The 17942-nt window shown below is 68.2% G+C and carries 20 protein-coding genes and 2 pseudogenes; 7 read left to right on the forward strand and 15 right to left on the reverse strand.

Going from position 1 to position 17942, the window contains the following annotated elements; genetic code table 11:
- Window positions 1-44 precede the first annotated feature (44 nt).
- Window positions 45-503, forward strand: coding sequence for a helix-turn-helix transcriptional regulator (locus ABXJ52_RS23145; RefSeq protein ID WP_367044566.1), 459 nt, complete (start codon window positions 45-47; stop codon window positions 501-503).
- A 9-nt stretch (window positions 504-512) separates the two neighbouring features.
- Here ABXJ52_RS23145 and ABXJ52_RS23150 read toward each other — a convergent pair whose 3' ends face one another.
- On the reverse strand, window positions 513-1118 hold the full coding sequence (locus ABXJ52_RS23150) for an ATP-dependent Clp protease proteolytic subunit (RefSeq protein WP_367044570.1): 606 nt from the start codon (window positions 1116-1118) through the stop codon (window positions 513-515).
- A gap of 5 nt (window positions 1119-1123) precedes the next feature.
- Entirely contained in the window at window positions 1124-1768 is a 645-nt protein-coding gene (locus ABXJ52_RS23155; protein WP_367044571.1) for an ATP-dependent Clp protease proteolytic subunit, read from the reverse strand.
- 223 nt (window positions 1769-1991) lie between these two features.
- On the opposite strand from ABXJ52_RS23155, the gene ABXJ52_RS23160 reads away from it, so the two are divergent.
- Window positions 1992-2804 (forward strand): MBL fold metallo-hydrolase, encoded by an 813-nt coding sequence (locus ABXJ52_RS23160; protein ID WP_367044572.1) that lies wholly within the window; start codon window positions 1992-1994, stop codon window positions 2802-2804.
- Between the two features lie 150 nt (window positions 2805-2954).
- Window positions 2955-3506, forward strand: coding sequence for a hypothetical protein (locus tag ABXJ52_RS23165; protein WP_367044574.1), 552 nt, complete (start codon window positions 2955-2957; stop codon window positions 3504-3506).
- Between the two features lie 306 nt (window positions 3507-3812).
- Here the strand turns inward: ABXJ52_RS23165 and ABXJ52_RS23170 are convergent, their stop codons facing one another.
- Window positions 3813-4160, reverse strand: coding sequence for a hypothetical protein (locus ABXJ52_RS23170; RefSeq protein WP_367044575.1), 348 nt, complete (start codon window positions 4158-4160; stop codon window positions 3813-3815).
- A 300-nt stretch (window positions 4161-4460) separates the two neighbouring features.
- On the opposite strand from ABXJ52_RS23170, the gene ABXJ52_RS23175 reads away from it, so the two are divergent.
- Entirely contained in the window at window positions 4461-5582 is a 1122-nt protein-coding gene (locus ABXJ52_RS23175) for a helix-turn-helix transcriptional regulator (protein WP_367044576.1), read from the forward strand.
- 300 nt (window positions 5583-5882) lie between these two features.
- Here ABXJ52_RS23175 and ABXJ52_RS23180 read toward each other — a convergent pair whose 3' ends face one another.
- The 3 genes and pseudogenes from ABXJ52_RS23180 to ABXJ52_RS23190 all read right to left on the reverse strand — a co-directional run bounded on the left by ABXJ52_RS23180 (window position 5883) and on the right by ABXJ52_RS23190 (window position 7506).
- Entirely contained in the window at window positions 5883-6455 is a 573-nt protein-coding gene (locus tag ABXJ52_RS23180) for an SAVMC3_10250 family protein (protein WP_367044577.1), read from the reverse strand.
- Window positions 6456-6511: 56 nt separating this feature from the next.
- Window positions 6512-6843, reverse strand: a pseudogene (locus tag ABXJ52_RS23185) (type II toxin-antitoxin system PemK/MazF family toxin).
- Window positions 6844-6915: 72 nt separating this feature from the next.
- Complete coding sequence (locus ABXJ52_RS23190) at window positions 6916-7506, reverse strand: TetR/AcrR family transcriptional regulator (protein ID WP_367044578.1); 591 nt, start codon at window positions 7504-7506, stop codon at window positions 6916-6918.
- A gap of 153 nt (window positions 7507-7659) precedes the next feature.
- On the opposite strand from ABXJ52_RS23190, the gene ABXJ52_RS23195 reads away from it, so the two are divergent.
- On the forward strand, window positions 7660-8046 hold the full coding sequence (locus ABXJ52_RS23195; RefSeq protein WP_367044579.1) for a DoxX family protein: 387 nt from the start codon (window positions 7660-7662) through the stop codon (window positions 8044-8046).
- Between the two features lie 390 nt (window positions 8047-8436).
- Here the strand turns inward: ABXJ52_RS23195 and ABXJ52_RS23200 are convergent, their stop codons facing one another.
- The 6 genes and pseudogenes from ABXJ52_RS23200 to ABXJ52_RS23225 all read right to left on the reverse strand — a co-directional run bounded on the left by ABXJ52_RS23200 (window position 8437) and on the right by ABXJ52_RS23225 (window position 13740).
- Entirely contained in the window at window positions 8437-8817 is a 381-nt protein-coding gene (locus ABXJ52_RS23200) for a hypothetical protein (protein ID WP_367044580.1), read from the reverse strand.
- A gap of 15 nt (window positions 8818-8832) precedes the next feature.
- Complete coding sequence (locus ABXJ52_RS23205; RefSeq protein ID WP_367044581.1) at window positions 8833-9396, reverse strand: hypothetical protein; 564 nt, start codon at window positions 9394-9396, stop codon at window positions 8833-8835.
- A 327-nt stretch (window positions 9397-9723) separates the two neighbouring features.
- Window positions 9724-10948: pseudogene (locus tag ABXJ52_RS23210) on the reverse strand (IS701 family transposase).
- Window positions 10949-11278: 330 nt separating this feature from the next.
- Window positions 11279-11695, reverse strand: a complete 417-nt coding sequence (locus tag ABXJ52_RS23215) for a hypothetical protein (protein WP_367044582.1) — start codon at window positions 11693-11695, stop codon at window positions 11279-11281.
- Window positions 11696-11797: 102 nt separating this feature from the next.
- On the reverse strand, window positions 11798-12505 hold the full coding sequence (msrA, locus tag ABXJ52_RS23220) for a peptide-methionine (S)-S-oxide reductase MsrA (RefSeq protein ID WP_367044583.1): 708 nt from the start codon (window positions 12503-12505) through the stop codon (window positions 11798-11800).
- A 116-nt stretch (window positions 12506-12621) separates the two neighbouring features.
- Entirely contained in the window at window positions 12622-13740 is a 1119-nt protein-coding gene (locus ABXJ52_RS23225) for a hypothetical protein (protein WP_367044584.1), read from the reverse strand.
- Window positions 13741-13830: 90 nt separating this feature from the next.
- On the opposite strand from ABXJ52_RS23225, the gene ABXJ52_RS23230 reads away from it, so the two are divergent.
- Entirely contained in the window at window positions 13831-14985 is a 1155-nt protein-coding gene (locus ABXJ52_RS23230; RefSeq protein ID WP_367044586.1) for a cystathionine gamma-synthase, read from the forward strand.
- Window positions 14986-15004: 19 nt separating this feature from the next.
- Here ABXJ52_RS23230 and ABXJ52_RS23235 read toward each other — a convergent pair whose 3' ends face one another.
- From ABXJ52_RS23235 to ABXJ52_RS23245, 3 genes are all read right to left on the reverse strand, one after another.
- Window positions 15005-15259: a hypothetical protein gene (locus ABXJ52_RS23235; RefSeq protein ID WP_367044587.1), complete on the reverse strand. Its 255-nt coding sequence runs from the start codon at window positions 15257-15259 to the stop codon at window positions 15005-15007.
- Window positions 15256-15738 carry a sigma factor-like helix-turn-helix DNA-binding protein gene (locus ABXJ52_RS23240; RefSeq protein ID WP_367044588.1) on the reverse strand — a complete coding sequence of 161 codons (483 nt, stop codon included), beginning with the start codon at window positions 15736-15738 and terminating at the stop codon, window positions 15256-15258. Before ABXJ52_RS23240 ends, ABXJ52_RS23235 begins: the two co-directional genes overlap by 4 nt.
- Before the next feature lie 96 nt (window positions 15739-15834).
- Window positions 15835-16338 (reverse strand): MarR family transcriptional regulator, encoded by a 504-nt coding sequence (locus ABXJ52_RS23245; protein ID WP_367044589.1) that lies wholly within the window; start codon window positions 16336-16338, stop codon window positions 15835-15837.
- Between the two features lie 145 nt (window positions 16339-16483).
- Between ABXJ52_RS23245 and ilvA the strand changes: the two genes are divergently transcribed.
- Window positions 16484-17713 (forward strand): threonine ammonia-lyase, encoded by a 1230-nt coding sequence (gene ilvA / locus ABXJ52_RS23250; protein ID WP_367044591.1) that lies wholly within the window; start codon window positions 16484-16486, stop codon window positions 17711-17713.
- Window positions 17714-17942 lie beyond the last annotated feature (229 nt).

Here is a 17942-nt window from a genome sequence, read left to right on the forward strand (position 1 = left end):
GCCGATCACTGCCCGCAGGGCCGGGCGGCTCCTACGCTGAGAGGGTGAGCAGCCAAGAGCGGTACCACGAACCGGAGCAGGGCCGGCAGAGCGAGCAGCAGGCCCGCGTCATCCCGTTGCGCCCGCGCCCGCGCTCGGAGCGGCCCGCGCCGCAGCGCCCCGCCCCCGTGCGTACGACTCCCGTGCCAACTCCCGTGACACCGGCGGCGAAAGAGCCCCTGTGGCGTGACGTGGTCGGTGACGTGCTGCGCCGCGAGCGCCTCGCCCAGGAACGTACGCTCAAGGACGTCGCGGAGGCGGCCCGCATCTCGATGCCGTACCTCTCCGAGCTGGAGCGCGGCCGCAAGGAGGCTTCCTCCGAAGTCCTCGCGGCCGGCGCCCGTGCGCTCGGCCTGAGCCTGGCTGACCTGCTCTCCCTGGCCCAGACCGAGTTGATCCGGCACGCCGCCCCGCAGCCGACGCGCACGAGCCCGCGCCAGGGAGACATCCGACTGGCGGCCTGACTGACGGGATCAGGCCGCGGCGAGCATCCGCCGACTGAGGACCTCGTCGGCGAGTCCGTACGCCACCGCGTCCTCGGCGGTGAAGACCTTGTCACGGTCCATGTCCGCGCGCAGCGTGGCGACATCGTGTCCCGAGTGCCGGGACAGGACGTCCTCCACCTGCGAGCGGATCCGCAGCATCTCCTTGGCCTGGAGAGCGAGGTCGGAGACGGTGCCCTGCTGCCCGCCGCTCGCGGGCTGCCCGAGCAGGACGCGCGAGTGCTCCAGGACGAACCGCCGACCGGGGTCGCCTCCGGCGAGGAGCACGGCGGCGGTGGAAGCGGCCTGCCCGACGCAGAACGTCGAGATCGGGGCGCTGACGAAGCTCATGGTGTCGTAGATGGCCATGAGCGAAGTGAACGATCCTCCGGGCGAGTTGATGTAGATGGCGACCTCGCGCTCCGGGTTCGAGGACTCCAGGTGCAGCAGCTGCGCGATGACGACGTTGGCCACACCGTCGTCGATCTCGGTCCCGAGGAAGATGATCCGCTCCGAGAGGAGGCGGCTGTAGACGTCGTAGGCACGCTCGCCCTGGGGGGTGCGCTCGACGACGGTCGGAATCGTGTACTGGCTCATCTCGGTCAGACCCCCAGTCCCATACGCGGCTTCGACGCGGCAGGCCGTACATCGGCGAGCGAATCGAGCACCCGGTCGACCATCCCGTACTCCTTGGCCTGCTCGGCGGTGAACCACCGGTCGCGATCCCCGTCACGCGAGATGGTCTCCGGTGACTGACCGGTGTGCTCGGCGGTGATCCGTTCGACGGACTTCTTCGTGAACTCCAGGTTCTCGGCCTGGATGGCGATGTCGGCGGTGGTGCCGCCGATGCCGGCGGACGGCTGGTGCATCATGATCCGCGCGTTGGGCAGGGCGTACCGCTTGCCCGCGGTGCCGACGGTCACCAGGAACTGCCCCATGCTGGCGGCGAATCCCATGGCGAGGGTCGAGACGTCGTTCGGGATCAGCCGCAGGGTGTCGTAGATGGCGAGCCCCGCGGTGACGGACCCGCCCGGGCTGTTGATGTAGAGGCTGATGTCGGTCCGCGGGTCCTCGGCGGAAAGCAGCAGCATCTGCGCGCACACGCGGTTCGCGGACACCTCGTCGACCTGGGTCCCGAGGAAGATGATCCGCTGGGTCAGCAGCTGCGCGGCCAGATGATCGTCGAACCGCGTCGAGGGCGTCTCGCCCTCGGAGGCTGCTCGCGGGGCACTGACGACGGTCGGCATCGTTGGTCCTCCTGACGGTGGGTCTTTCCTGTCCCACCACCTTCGGCCGCCCCCTCCCGCCGCGTAAGACTTCTTGGCCTGCGGCAGATTCGCTGACGGCAGAGGGCCCGGAAGGGCCCGGAAGGGCCCGGAAGGGCCCGGATGCGGGGGTCGTCGGATGGGCCGACGATGGAGAGGTAGGCCGCGGCGCGATCACCACCCCTGGGGGGCTCGGAGGTGCGTCATGGTCGTGCGCAAGGTTCGCCCGGACGTCAGCGTCCTGAGCGACAGTCTCGAGGTTCCGGGGATCGGGCACATCCCGGTCAACGCCTTCGTGCTGCACGCCGCCCAGCCCGTCGTCGTCGACACCGGCCTCGGGCTGCCCGACCGGAACTTCCTGGACGAGGTCGCGTCCGTCATCGACCCCGCCGACGTGCGCTGGATCTGGCTGACCCACCCGGACCGTGATCACACGGGCGCGATCTTCGACCTGCTGGCCGCTGCGCCCGAGGCCCGTCTCGTGACCACGTTCCTGGCCTGCGGAATCATGTCCTGCGAGCGGCCGGTGCCGCTGGATCGCGTCTATCTGCTCAACCCGGGCCAGACCCTGGACGTGGGCGACCGCACCCTCACCGGGGTCCGGCCACCGCTGTTCGACAACCCGGCCACCGTTGGCTTCTTCGACGACCTCTCGGGAGCCTGCTTCAGCTCGGACTGCTTCGGAGGCCCGCTGCCCAGCGCCGAACTGGCCCAGGCCGACGACGTCCGTGCCGTCGCCCCGGAGGACCTGCGTGCGGCGCAGCTGCTGTGGGCCACGGTCGACAGCCCGTGGGTGCACAACGTGGACCCACAGAAGTTCCTCGGCAGCTTCCAGCAACTACGGGACAGAGGACCCGAGTTCATCTTCTCCACGCATCTGCCACCGGCGGTGGGAATCGCCGGACCGATGATCGACACCCTGGGCTCGGCAGCCGGCGAAACGGCCTTCGTGGGCCCGGACCAGGCGGCTCTGGAACAGATGCTGACGCAATTCGAGCCCAGCGGCGGCGGCCACTAGCCGCGGCGCCGGGCACCGGCCTCGAAGAGGCGACTGACGCAGGAAAAAACGGATGCCCAAGGCGACGTCGCCGTACACAGGAACAACTCGTGGTGTCAGCGCATCACGGCCCATATCGCCGACCTGCAGGGTCAGATCAACCGCTTCGGCATGCAGGCCGCCGAGAACTCACCGCAGGACGCGGAGATCCTCCGGAAAGCCGCGATGCAACTCAAGGCGGCCAGGGATTCCCTGCAGGAGAGCAGCCTCTGGTCGCGGACCACCGGCGGGGCGACCGACCGGGCGCTGGCCAATGTTCACGAGGCCGAGGTCGCCCTCCTGCGCATCGCGCCGCAGGAGGAACTGCGCTGGAAGGGGCTGTCCGTCCTCGTACAGGCCCGCTCTGGTATGCCCTTCGGGACCACGCCGACCTGGCGAAGCGTGTGCCTCATCGAGTTCATCGGGCTGTTCTCGGCAGCGGTCGCCGGAGCGGTCTCACTGCGAAGGGTGCGCGGAAGCTCCGGCCTCTACCACGTGGCGACCAGCCTGCTCCTGCTCCGGCTTCCGGTCGGGGCGCTGACCGCGGTCATCGGAATCATCCTGCTCAGCGGCAGTTCTTTCGACAAGAAGAACCGGGGCCGCAGCGGCAGACCGGGGGAACTAGCGCCTACCGCTCTCCCCTTCCAGGCCAGGAGCGTCGAACCGGCGGAACTGGCGCAGTGACGCCACGCCAGCCCCGCCCTGCACTACGTCGGCGAGCCCGCCTCACCCAAGGCAGGATGGGTGATCGTGGCACTGAAGAACTGAACCGCCGACAGCTCGAATCCGGTGTGGTGCGTCATGCCTGCGTGCCGGAGACACCACAACTGCACCTCATCCGGGTCAGCTGCACCTCATCCGGGTCAGCCAAATCCACCGAGTGCTCACTACAGACGAGGCACTTACCTACGTGGCGCACGGCCGTCCCTGGCATGGCCGCCAGCGTCCATTCGAGCGGCACGAAACGGCCTCGTGGCAAGCCGCCCTCACTCACTCGACCGCCCCTGCCGGATGCTGCGGATCGTCGTCGTCCTCGTCGCTGTCGTCCACATCGGATGGGTCGAAAGCGGACAAGCGATCTCCCCGGCTCTCCGCGATCCGGTGGACCTCCCGAAGCGACTCGGTCAGCCGGGCAGCCACGAAGCGGAGTTCCTCAGGCGTGGCCTTGCGGTCAGCGATCGTGTCCGCCGCATGCCCGAGCAGATCACCTGCCATGCCCAGTTGCACGCTCTCGATGTTGTCGGCCATCCGCGCCATGAAGCCGGTGCCCGGACCCACGAGAACGCAAGGGTTCCCATCTAGCGTCGACCAAGGCAGCACCCTCACCTGATTCGTCATGCCGTCACCTCCATCCTGTGCAGCAGGCGGGGCCAGATGGCCCGGGCCAGGGGCAGGTGAGGCCACGTCGAAGGCCCAGTGGTGCTCCGGATGAGGAGGCAGAGGCCGTGACGACGGCTTGGCGACCCGGGTGAAGAGTCCGGCATGTTGACGCTCCTTATCAGCGTTGACCATGCCCCGGGGCCGGTCGCACGGTCGCCGGGGTCTGTCTCGCCATCCTTGCCATTAGGCCTGCGCTAGCGGGAGTTGACAGCCGTTGACAGCTAAGGTGGAGGCCACGGTCAACACCAGGGGAAGCCCATGAGCGCCGACTTCGGAATCAAGCTCCGCGCACTCCTCACGGAGAGAGGGATGAGCCTGCGCGGCACTGCTCGTGCGCTCAACTACAACGTGGCCTATCTGTCTCGTGTTTCCAACAGCCGTCAGCGCCCCTCCGTCCAGTTGGCCGAAATGCTGGATGATTTCCTTCAGGCTGGCGGGGAATTAGCGCAATTGGCCGCGCCGAAAAGCGCACTCGCGGCAGTCGAGTTCAGTGGTCCGGATTCGGATATCTCGCACATGAAAGAGAGTGCGGCGTTCACTCTTCGGCACGCTGACCAGCACGGCGGGGATTCTGTGGCTCCCGTCGCAGTTCAAGTTTGGCGCTCTGCCCAACGCAAGCTTGATGCCGGAGAAATCCCGGAAGCGGCGCAGCGACGCTACCTGGCCGCCGTGTCGGAAGCCGCCGAAGTCGCTGGATGGCTTCTGTTCGATGCTGGGGCACACGACGCCGCCCGCAGCGCGTTCCTCGAATCGCACATGCTGGCCCGTCACGCAGGTGAGCGCCCCCTTGAGTGGTTTGCCCTGGACATGCTCGCCATGCTCGACACGGAGCGAGACCGGCCCGGAGGAGTCCTCCGTATTGCTGAAGAGGTCTTGTCGCGGCGCCGAATTCCTCCCCGCGTCGCACTACTCGCTCGCGTCAGGCGCGGCAGGGCACTGGCGCAGATAGGGGAACGACAGCGCGCCTTGATTGACCTGAGTGCGGCACGTGGAGGGCTTGAGGATTCTCTAGATCCGCGAGACCCAGAGTGGACATGGTGGGTGAACCAGCAAGAGGTCAGAGGGCATTCGGGGCATGCCTTCTTGAGTCTCAGCGATCTGGGTTCGGCTATCCACATTTTTCACGAGGCGCTCGAACGCGCCACACCGAGGGGTGCCATGCTCTACCGCATTGGGCTTGTGCGTAGTTACGCGCAAGGGAAAGCATGGAAAGAGGTCGAGGAGGAAATCCACAAGATCTTGCCACTCCTGAACACCATCAGCTCAGGCCGGAATCGCCCCCTGTTGCGGCATGCACTGCAAGTGGTTGATCAAGCGACTTCGGTACCCGCAGGCCTCTCGGCCCTTGCCAGGGACACAGTCGCGACGATCGCTCCCTGAGGCGTTCGCCTGATCACTCATCGGTGCCTAGATTCCAAGGCGTTGATCATGCGATCCGGGATGGCAACACATGATGAGAATCTTCAGCTTCGGCTGGCTGGTGGAAACGTCGAAGAAGGGTGTCGCTGTGGCATTGATGGCGCGACTGAAAGCGCGGTGTTGGTCAAGGCCAAAGAAGCCTATGTCACGCGAGACGTAGTCTCGTGATCCAACGAGTCGGCTTCCGTGAGGTGTCCTGCACATAGAGGGGAGTAGCGACGATCAGACGCGGAACGTAATTGCCCTCCGGGATGTTGAGATCTACGCGTGCCAAACCTTGTACGCGGGCGCGATGGGCAGGTGCATGTGCCGGGCGATCATATCGAACACCCAACGTGCAACCTGGTTGGGCTGGTTCACGCGAGGTACTGCCAGGGCTTGCCGATCCAGGTCCTCGGGAATCTCCATGCTGCCCCGCGCGTCGGACCCGTTGATCTTGAGGATGAGACTGTGCGGCCACCCGGTTCCTGAACCCATCCGTCCGGCGGTCGCCGTCTTCTCTAGGAGATGTTCTGTCGAGCCGCAAAGCATGAGATCGACAGGAGTGCCGCCGCGTCCGCGTTCGTTTGGCAAGGAACCGAAGAACAACAGGACGTCATCGAGGTCGGGAAGCGCGCTGTCTTCGTGAGACGTGCTCCATCCCATCCTGAGATCGAAGTAGATCCAGTCCCCTGTAGTCAGATCGGGCGCATAGAAGTGAGCTGCTTCGCGCTCGATGTCCCGTCGCACTTGGTGCAGTTTGTGTAACTCGGCTTCAGTGGGCGTTCGCGCAGCTGGAGGCGCCAGTTCCACCGCAGCGACTTGGAAGCCAACGGAGGCAGCTACGGTTGGCATGCGCCTAGTACTCCAGCCGTAGATCGTGATCTCGATGGTGAGTGGCGCCTCTCCGCCTACCCGGGTTCACCGAGACGGAGGGCACCCTCAATCTCGCTGAGCTTCGCGGAGGACAAGACGCCCGCCCGCTCGATCAAGTCGCCCCGGGACACAGTGGTCAGCCACGTGCAGGGGGAAAAGCCCGGGCGCGGGAACACGAACCGCAGCACGCCTTCAAAGGGCGATCCTTCCATGGCACCTACTTGCACTTCGACGCCCGGACCGCTGGTGTCGACGCCGCAGGAGTGACGACCTGCATCGCCCGGGTCCTGGACGCGTCATCTGCCGCCAGCAGTACGACCAACCGCCGCTCGTCGAACTTCACCCACCAGACTTCGCCACGTTGCACATGTCCTCCTGACTCAGGACGGCAGGCGGAACTGCGCGACCCTGACGCGTTGATCGCGGTACCTGGCAGGGCTCAACTGCGGGTTCCGTACGCAGCGAGGAACATCTCGATCAGCGCGTCGACCTCGGCTGTGCCGACGGGCCGGTTCGAGAGCAGGTAGCGGTAGTAGAGGGCGCCGCAGAGGACTTCGGTGGGGAAGGTCAGGTCCGCGTCAGCGGCCAGTTCGCCGGTGCGCTGCGCGCGCGTGGTGCGTTCGAGGGTGCGCTGTTCGACGGTGGCCAGGAAGCGTTGGTGCAGTTCTGCCCGTAGGTCGGGATCCGCCTGCGCTTCGGCGATCACTGCACGGTAGAGAGGCCCGAGAGGTGGCTCGCTGAGCGCTGCGGTGGAGCGCAGGAACTGTTCGCGCAGGTCCGCGCGGACATTCCCGGTATCGCGGTAGTCCAGATCAGTGGTCCACACATGGCTGAGCGCATCGAAGATCAGGGCGGATTTGGACGGCCAGCGGCGGTAGACCGTGTGCTTGCCCACGCCTGCCCGGCGGGCGAGCGCCTCGATGCTCAGGCCGGCATAACCGTCCCGGGCGGCGATATCGATCGTCACGCTGAGCAGTTCCTGGGTGCGCACTGTGCCGCGGCGTCGTGGGGTGGCGGGCGTGTCAGGCATGCCTCCATCGTATATCGGCACAGGGCGTGCCGTTGACAGGCTTGGGTGGATGCAGGCACGATTCAGCCATGGATCGGCACGAGCCGTGCCGATCCAGGCCCCGTCGCTGCCCTAAGGACTGCCGGGGCCCGCCATGGAATCAGGAGAATCGTCATGACTACTGCCCTGTGGATTGTCGCCGGGCTGCTCGCGGCCGCCTACTTGATCGGCGGCGGCGGCAAGTTGCTCCTAGCGAGGGAGAGGATCGCCGCCGTCGGAGCGAGTTCGCGATGGGTTGAAGACTTCAGCAGAGGCGGCGTGAAGGCCATCGGAGCTGTCGAGGTCCTGGCCGCGGTGGGTCTGATCCTTCCCGCGACGCTCGACATCGCGCCGATTCTGGTGCCGATGGCCGCCCTCGGCTTGATGATCCTTATGGTCGGCGCCGTGGCCACCCGCATCCGGCGCAACGAGCTCAAGTTCATGGCCGTGGACCTGATTTACGTCGCCCTTGCCGGTTTCGTCGCGTGGGGACGCTTCGGCCCCGAGTCCTTCGCCCACTAAGAGCCCGTCCTTGGACCCTGGCGCCTGTTCAACCGCTACGGCCTGGGCGATGCCCACCTGCGACGCCGAAGGCAACCGCACCAACACCTGAGCCTGCCCCACACATGGCTGTGATGTTGTACAGCGACCCCGGCATGTTGGCTTCCGACGGCCCCCTGTGTTTCGCTTCCGTAGCCTTCGGACGTCCTGAAGCGGAGCTGACCACTAGGCAAGTGCGTGTTTGAGTACCTGGGAAAGCCAGGTCGGAGCGGGTGCGTGACGCGTGGAGCAAGAGTCCTGCGCGAGCGTCACGGTCGGTCCGACCGAGCCCTTCGTAGACGACGAAGTCGCCTTGAGAACCCGTCTCGGAACCCTCGAATCAGGGTTCCGAGACGGGTTCTGACAGTACGGTTAGCGTCCGCTGAGTCGGGTGCTCAACTCCGTGACGAGGTGGTAGCCGCCGGCGAGGTCGATGTCGGTCCGCTCTCGGAGGAGCCTGATGGCGGCGTCGCGATTGCCGCCGTTCAGGAGAGCCGTCATCTCGGTCACCAGCTGGGTGTCGAGTCCCTGCAGGGTGTCCAGTGCCTGGCTATAGGTAGTGGGCAGCGTGTTGCCCTCGGTGAGGAGACTCAAGGCCACAGGGGCTTCGCCCAGTCCTAGGCCCGAGCCCTTTCGCAGGCGTCGTACGGCCTTGGCCGTGCGGCCATCACCTGCCAAAGCCTTCGCCTCGTCCTGGGCTTCCTGGTCGACTGGTGTGATCAGCGCGGTCGTGCGTGCCTTGGCAGTCGTCATGGTGCGGACCTCCGGTCAGCTGCAGTGCTTTTTGATCATGTCGACACCGAGGATGGCTCCCGCCAAGCCGCCGAGGGTCGCGCCCAGTTCGCTGAGCTTCTCCTCGCCCTTGGAGACGCGGATCAGGAGGGAGGCTGCCTCCTTGACGGAGCCCACCTTCTTGATGAATGCCTTGAGCTTGAGGAGCTTCGCAACCGGAATCGCGGCTGACGCGAGAGCGCCCGCGACGGCGGTGACGCACTTGGCCTTCTGCCACCAGCCGAAGGCCACCGCTGCGTTCTTGCTGTTCTTGCTGTCGGCAAGGTGTTCGTCCAGGTATGCCTGTACTGCGGCGTCTCCTTGCTTCGTCACGCTGTCGGGCATCGCGTCGATCACGGTCAGCGCTGCAATCAGCCGCTGGCCATCGGGCGTGTCCAGCTCCTCCTGGGCTGTCATGGGCCGGTCTGCAGCGGCGGCTACGGTGCGGGCCGCAGGGCCATGCTCGGCTGCTGAAGCGGCGTAGGAGAGCCCGGTGCTGAAGATTGCGGCTGCAGCTATCACAGCAGTGGCGGTGGTCACTCTGGTGAACTTCACGTTCATTCCCCTGATTGCATGGAACCCAGTTGGTCATGGCTGGGCGGCACACAGCGCTTCCGGTGGTCCTACGGAACGCGTGCGCCGGAGTGATCTTCTAAGGTCGACGCGTGTAGCACCAAGAGACTTGAGGATCTTCAGAGGAACTCCGGCGCAAGCGGGGAATTCGCCTCGGCCTCCACGCCGACTACCCACGCCACCTGATGCTGAGCACCCAGCGAGCGGGGGCGGCCCTCGGGCGCCGATTCATCCAACGAGACGCATGTACAAGATCAGCCGATGTTCAAGGACAAGCTCTAAGCGCCCTAATGCTCCAGCTGTAGAGCGTGATCTTCACGTCATGGACGCGGCTTGTCGCCGGTAATGACTCGTTCGTGATCGCGCCTGGTGGCGGCGTCGCCAGTCAGACCAGCCGAGCCGGTGGGCCAGCCCGTGGAGGGGTCGGATGGCGACGGTGAGGAACAGTCGTTGGATCTCGTTGCAGGTGAGCGGGATGAGGTCGTCGGGTCCTGGTCGGCGGGTGTGTTCGTCGGCGCGGACGACGGCGAGGAAGGCGTGGGCGAGCATGGCGAGGGTGACCCAGCGGGCCCATGAGGGGTAGCGGCGGACCTGGTGCTCGTCGAGCCCCGCCAGCTCCTTCTCGGCCTGGAAGGTCTCCTCGACCCGCCACCTGGAGCCGGCCGTCTTGACCAGGGTCCTGAGCGGTGCCGGGTGGATGGAGTGGCAGCGACAGTAGGCCAGTTCGCCGGCGGTCCGGTTGCGGCGAATCAGCAGTTGGCGGTGGCCGGGTGCGGGGTCGGTGAGGTCGATGACGGCCCAGTCGTAGAACCGCTGCCCCTTCGCCCCACGTCCGGCGGAGAGCGTCTGCCATGCCCTCTTGGGCAGTTTCCCCGCCAGGTTGTCTGCGCGAAACTTCCCTGCTGGGGTGGTCACCTCACTCGAGCACGCCACTGCCAGCACGTAGCCCATCCCACGTTCCTCCAAGGCGGAGCGCAGTCTCGGGTTCCCGCCGTAGACCTCATCGCCGGTCACCCACTCGACGCGGTGTCCGGCGTCCAGGAATCGTTCGATCATCGCCGCGGCCAGTTCCGGCTTGGTCGCGAAGACGGTCTCCTGGCTCAGCCCGGCTGCCCGGCAACGTTCGGGGTCGTCACGTACAACTCCCGGTCCACCGCGGCGTGCCCGCGGGCGCCGGCGTAGACGAGGTAGACGGCGACCTGGGAGTTCTCGATCCGTCCGGCGGTGCCGGTGTACTGACGCTGAACCCCGACGGTGCGGGCGCCCTTCTTCACGTCCCCGGTCTCGTCCACGACCAGCACCGCAGCCTCGTCGTTCAGATGCTCCGCGACGTACGCGCGGACATCGTCGCGGACGGCATCGGCGTCCCAGGATGCCCGTGACAGGAGGTGCTGCATGCCATACGGAGTCCCTTCCCCAGCCCACTCCGCGCGAGCGTCCAGCAGTTCTTGCGCGGCAGGTCCGACAACAGCCCCCGCACCAACCGCCCAGCGCGCAGCCGGGGTTCGACCCGGGCGAACCGTCCCGCGATACGGCCCATGGGCACCTCGAACGCCTCCCGCCAACGGCCGGGATCTATGCCGTGACCTGCGGCCACCGTCTGATCGTTTGTCTTCACACACTGATGATCACCGGTGGCCGCACCCATGTCCGGACCGGCCCCCACCAGCAAGGTCACGATCTACAGCTGGAGTACTAGGCGGGCGATCCGGGAAAAATGCCTCCAGCCGCCGCCGAGAGAAATAGATCATGTTGTTGAAGCGCATGCCCTGCCCCCTCGTAGGTCATCCGATAGTCCGGCAACCGGGACGCTCAGAAGGTCAGTGCGACCGACATAAAAAGAAGCCGCCCCTCCCGGCCACTAGCGCCCTCACTGGACGACGACGCCAGGTACCAACGCAACCAGACCTGATACGAAGCTGCCTGCCCCGGCCAGCGTGACGATGGCTGCCTTGCCGTCAGAGAACAGCCCTGAGCAGAAGGCGCGCACCTGCCGACGGACAATCAGCATCTTCAGCTTCTGCCAGCGGTGTTGGCGGATGTGGCACCCCAGCAGCAGACCCGAGGCGTTGTTGCGGCACCCGTCTACGCGCCCTCGAACCGCTGCGCCGCACGTCACGGGCGCCTGAAAGAAGCACCACAAGAGCACGACCGCGGACAGGATGACCACCACTGCCGGGCCAGCGGCAGAGTTGACCCACGCCGCGATCAGTAGCGCGCCAGCCAGGACGCCCCACCATTGACCCAGTCCGCCGAAATGCTTCTTGCTCGCCCCCGAAGTCGCCATGAACAACATCGTGGCGACTAGGAAGCATGGTCATGCCGCCGAGGCCAACGTTGACTGAAAGTGACCTTCCGACGGCTGGCGGGTGGGGCTTTTGCCCTGCCGCTACTCCGTAGCCCCCGGGGCAGGAGCGATCCCCGTCGGGCAGGCGCGGCCCCAGTTCGTCTCCGACGGGCTGTCCAGCCGGAGGCCCGTGCCGCCGATTCCGCAGTAGCCGTCCGGGTTCTTGTCCAGGTACTGCTGGTGGTAGCCCTCGGCCGGCCAGAACGGGCGGGGGGCCGCCGGGAGGATCGTGGTGGTGATCTCGCCGTGGCCCGCCGCGGTGAGTACCTGCTGGTACGCGTCGCGGGACGCCACCGCGCCCGCTTCCTGGTCGGCGGAGTGGGTGTAGATCGCCGAGCGGTACTGCGTGCCCACGTCGTTGCCCTGGCGGAAGCCCTGCGTGGGGTTGTGGGACTCCCAGAAGAGCTTCAGGAGCGCGGCGTACGAGACCTGGGCCGGGTCGAAGACCACGCGGACCACCTCCGCGTGACCGGTCAGGCCCGAGCAGACCTCCTCGTAGGAGGGGTTTTCCGTGTAGCCGCCCTGATAGCCGACATACGTCGTCCAGACCCCTTGCGTCTGCCAGAACTTGCGCTCCGCTCCCCAGAAGCAGCCGAGCCCGAAGTCCGCCATCTGCAGGCCGTCGGGGTATGGGCCGAGGAGGGGGTTGCCGAGGACCGTGTGGCGGGAGGGGACCTCGAATTCGGGGGTCGCTCGGCCCTTCAGGGCCTGCTCGGGGGCGGGAAGCTCGGGCGTGCGGCCGAAGAGCATGGGGGCGTTCCTCCTGGGGCGGGATGAAGCGTGATCGCGCGGCTCTCACGTCAACGTGCGCGGGGCGAGCCGCATTCCTCGGCCGGGCTCGGTACGCCCCTCGGGGGGGGCGGCGCTCAGTGCGACAGCGTCGCCGGGCTGCCGCCGTTCGCCTCGTACCCCGCGACCGCGAGCGCGCGGTACACCGCGTAGTCCGCGGCGGGGTCGAAGGACTCGGTCCAGGGCAGGGCGCCGATGTGGCCGTCCACGTGCACCAGCTGGTTCATCGCCTCCGCCCAGCGCTCGCTGCGGACCAGGAACCACAGCAGGAGGTGCCGCACATGGGCGAGCATCGGGTCGTCGGGGCGGGCCGAGTGCACCGCGTACAGCGCGCCCTCCATGGCCTTCGCGACGACCTCGCTCTCGTAGAAGCCGCGGACGAGATTCACCTCGGGCATGTGCTCGTACACCGCGAAGAGCGGGAGCGCGGACAGCAGCGAGCCCTTGGGGGCGCGGGCCGCCGCGGCCTCGGTGAAGTCGGTGGCCAGCTCGCGCGAGCCGTGCCACTTCTCGCACCAGTAGTGCAGGGCCGCCAGATGCGCCCCCATGTGCGCGGGCGCGCGGTCCAGGATCTTCAGCCACAGCTGCTCGAACTCCTCGCGCGGGTACGCGAGGCCACGCGCGATGGAGAGCTCGATGATGTACGGGACGGGGTCGCCGGGGGAGAGGAGCGCCGCCTGTGCGCAGGCCGCCTTCGCCTCCTCCAGGATGATGCGGAACTCGTCGGTCCCGGGCTGGGACGAGCGCCAGGCCTGCTGGACCAGGAACTCGGCGTGCACCGCGGCGCCGCCCGCGTCCTTGGGCGCCTCGGCGCGCCACACCCGCAGCCACTGCCCGCCGGGCTGGTCGCCGACCCCGCCGGGCCGCTCCTTCAGCTCCAGGGATGCCGCGCCCGCGAACGCCTGCACGCGCTGCCAGCGCACCTCGCCGTGCACCTCCGTGCCCGCGAGCAGCTGCGAGGCCGCCTTCCAGCTCTGCGACTGCTGGACCACGTCGAGGACGTCCAGGAGGTCGTGGTCCGGGCCCGGCATGCGGATGTCCAGCTCCTCCTGGCGCGCGAAGCCGTAGTTCGCCGGGTCCGCGGCGTCCGGCGAACCGGGGGCGACCTGGCGGATTCCGCCGCGCCTGCGCAGCAGGAACGGCCCCAGAACCGCGCCGATCATGATCGCCGCCATCAGCACCCAGAGAATCTCCATGAGTACAAGCGAACCAGACTGCTCTGACACTTGGCGAACCAGTCCTGAACTCGTCTGCTCCCTCCCCGCCCCGGACTAGGCTCTGGCCACATGAGTGACACGTTCAGGAGCCAGAGTTTCGAGACCGTCGCGATCCACGCGGGCAACACCGCCGACCCGCTCACCGGCGCGGTCGTCCCGCCGATCTATCAGGTGTCGACGTACAAGCAGGACGGCGTCGGCGGGCTGCGCGGGGGCTACGAGTACAGCCGCAGCGCCAACCCCACCCGTACCGCCCTTGAGGAGAACCTGGCTGCCCTGGAGGGCGGCAGGCGCGGGCTCGCCTTCGCGTCGGGGCTGGCGGCGGAGGACTGCCTCCTGCGTACGCTGCTCGCTCCCGGTGACCACGTGGTCATCCCCGATGACGCGTACGGCGGCACGTTCCGGCTCTTCGCGAAGGTCGTCTCCCGGTGGGGCGTGGAGTGGTCGGTCGCCGACACCTCCGACCCGGCGGCGGTACGGGCCGCGGTGACCGACCGTACGAAGGCGATCTGGGTGGAGACCCCCTCCAACCCGCTGCTCGGCATCACGGACATCGCCGCGATCGCGCAGGTCGCCAAGGAGACGGGGGTCAGGCTCGTCGTCGACAACACCTTCGCGAGCCCCTACCTCCAGCAGCCACTCGCGCTCGGCGCGGATGTCGTCGTGCACTCCCTGACGAAGTACATGGGCGGGCACTCGGACGTCGTGGGCGGTGCGCTGGTCGTCGACGACGCCGAGCTCGGCGAGGAGTTGGCGTACCACCAGAACGCGATGGGCGCGGTGGCCGGGCCCTTCGACGCGTGGCTGGTGCTTCGCGGCATCAAGACGCTGGCCGTCCGGATGGACCGGCACAGCGAGAACGCGACGAAGATCGCCGAGATGCTGACGCGGCACGCGCGCGTGACGCGTGTTCTCTACCCCGGGCTTCCGGAGCACCCCGGTCACGAGACAGCGGCCAAGCAGATGAAGGCGTTCGGCGGGATGGTGTCCTTCCAGGTCGCCGGGGGCGAGGAGGCGGCGGTCGCCGTCTGCGACCGGGCGAAGCTGTTCACCCTGGGGGAGTCCCTGGGCGGTGTGGAGTCCCTGATCGAGCACCCGGGGCGGATGACGCACGCCTCCGTGGTGGGCTCGGCGCTCGAGGTTCCCGCGGATCTGGTGCGCCTCTCCGTGGGCATCGAGTCCGCCGACGACCTGCTGGCCGACCTGCAGCAGGCGCTGGGCTAGGCCGCGCCGCGGCCCCCGGTCACCAGCGGGTGAGGGGTGGAGTCGTCTCCGACGGCGGTTCCACCCATGGCTGCTCGACCGACGCCCAGACCACGAAGGCGATCGCCGCTGCGAGCAGCAGCAGCCACAGCAGTCGGCGCAGGGCGTTTCTGCGGCGCAGCATGCGGCTGCCGCGCCGGACGGCTTCCTCATAGAGCTCCGGCGGGGCCGAGGGGGGTGTGCCGCCGTCCAGGAGTCGGCGGACGGCGTCGGCCCTTCGGTCGTACTGGTTCATGACGGGGCCGCCTCTCCCAGGGGCAGCGTCGGCGCCGGGCCGCGCGGCGGGTGCAGGACCGTCTCCATCGCGCGGACGCAGATCGCCTCCACCCGGTCGGCGGGCAGACCGAGCAGCGCCGCCGTCTGCTCCTCGGCGACGCCCTCGTAGAGCCGCAGTACGAGAATCAGCCGCTCCTGGGGCGTGAGGCGGGCCAGGATGCCGCCATGGCCGCGGTGGCGCCGCCAGGCCCCGCGTGCGAAGCGCAGGGCCAGCTGCTGGCGCGTGCGGTCGTACGGGTCCTCGCCGCGCATCCGGTCCCAGGTCGCGTACGAGTGGGCGAGGGACGCGGTGAGCAGGGCACGCGCGCGTGGGTTGGCGCCGGACGGTTCGGCGGTGAGCAGCGTCGCGGCATGCAGCAGCCGCCCTGCCGCGCCCGCGACGAACGCCTCGAACTCCCGGGCCCGGCGGGCGTTCAGGAACGCCTGCCGCTCGCGCACCGCGCCTCCCGCCTGGAGGGGACCGGGCCCCCGGTCTCATATGAGGCCAGGCACGTGTCCCGGGTCAAGAGGCGGGCGCCCCGGAGCTTTTCGGCCTTACGAGGCGGGCGCGTCCGGGGCCGGCTGCGAGGCCTGGCGGGCGGAGAGCGCGGAATTGAAGCGCGTGAGGAGCGTGCAGAAGCTCTCGCGCTCCTCCGGGGACCAGTCGCCGGTCAGCTCGGCCATGAGGTCACGCCGTGACGAGCGCACTTCGTTGAGGCGCGCCTCGCCGCGCGGCGACAGCTGGAGCACGACGGCGCGGCCGTCCTCGGGGTGCGAGGTGCGCTTGACGAGACCGGTGTCGACCAGCGGGGCGACCTGCCGGGTGACCGTCGAGGAGTCGATGCCCATGCTCGCCGCGAGCGCTTTGACACCCATCGGCCCCTCCTTGTCGAGGCGGTTGAGCAGCAGGTACGCGGCGCGGTCCATGGAGTTGCGGACCTGTCCTACGCCGCCGAGGCGGGTCTGCTCCGCACGGCGGGCGAACACGGCCACTTGGTGCTGCAGCGTGTCGAGGAGGCCGGGATCGCTGGCGGTCGTCATGTCCGGAGTTGTGGGCATGGCCGGGGGCTCACTTCATGCGAGGGCGATGGGTTGGGGGACAGGGTACGCGGCCGGGACGCGGGGCGTACCGGCGCTGCGCAAACCAGTCTCGGCACGTGGGCACCGCAGGAGGACCCCGGTGTGAACTGGGAGACTTGCGGTCATGAGCTACCGCACGCCTCACTCCTTGCCTTCGGTCACCCTCGACGACGTGCGCGGCGCCCAGAAGATGCTCTCGGGCGTGTCCCGGATGACGGCGATGGAAGGCAGCAGGCACCTGTCGCAGCTGGTGGGCGCGCCGGTGCACTTCAAGTGCGAGAACCTCCAGCGGACGGGTTCGTTCAAGCTGCGCGGCGCGTACGTACGGATCGCGGGCCTGCTCCCCGAGGAGCGCGCGGCCGGTGTGGTCGCCGCGAGCGCGGGCAACCACGCGCAGGGCGTGGCCCTCGCGTCCTCGCTGCTCGGCGTGCGGTCCACGGTGTTCATGCCGGTGGGCGCGCCGCTGCCCAAGGTCGCGGCGACCCGTGAGTACGGCGCGGAGGTGCGGCTGCACGGCCAGGTGGTCGACGAGACGCTTGCCGCGGCCCAGGAGTACGCCGACGAGACGGGCGCGGTCTTCATCCACCCCTTCGACCACCCCGACATCATCGCGGGGCAGGGCACGGTGGGCCTGGAGATCCTGGAGCAGTGCCCCGAGCTGCGCACCCTGGTCCTCGGCGTCGGCGGCGGCGGGCTCGCCGCTGGCATCGCGGTGGCCGTCAAGACGCTGCGCCCGGACGTCAAGGTGATCGGCGTGCAGGCCGCGGGCTCGGCGGCGTATCCCCCCTCGCTCGCGGCGGGGCACCCGGTGGCGATCGAGAACCCGGCGACGATGGCCGACGGCATCAAGGTCGGGCGCCCCGGCGACGTGCCGTTCCGGATCATCGACGAGCTCCTGGACGGCATCGTCACCGTCTCCGAGGACGAGCTGTCCAGCGCGCTGCTGCTCTGCCTGGAGCGGGCCAAGATGGTCGTCGAGCCGGCGGGCGCGAGCCCCGTCGCGGCGCTCCTGAGCAGGCCGCGGGAGTTCGAGGGCCCGGTGGTCGCCCTCCTGTCGGGCGGCAATGTCGACCCGCTCCTGATGCAGCGGATCCTGCGCCACGGCATGGCGGCGGGGGGCCGCTATCTGTCGCTGCGCCTGCGCCTCACGGACCGGCCGGGAGCGCTGGCCACGCTGCTCGGGGTGTTGTCGGTGGTCGACGCCAACGTCCTGGACGTGGGCCATGTGCGGACCGATCCGCGGCTCGGACTCACGGAGGTGGAGGTGGAGTTGCACCTGGAGACCAAGGGGCCCGCGCACTGCACCGAGGTCGGCACGGCTCTGCGCGAGGCGGGTTACACCGTCATCGGCTGACGGCTGCACCTCTCATCGGCCGACGGCCTGCACTCCTCATCGGCCGACGGGCCTGCACTCCTCATCGGCTGACGCGCCTACACCCACGTCGGCCGACGGCGCGGGCTCATCGAAATTCCCCTGCATCAGGCTCCGTTCCCCGCTATTTTGCGTTATCCACAGGCTTCGCCCAACCCGTTGAAGAGACGCGATGTATCGCGTTATGGTGTGTCTCACGTCACTGGTCGCC

Origin of the sequence: Streptomyces sp. Je 1-332 (assembly GCF_040730185.1) — a bacterium.
Classification (GTDB): Bacteria; Actinomycetota; Actinomycetes; order Streptomycetales; family Streptomycetaceae; genus Streptomyces.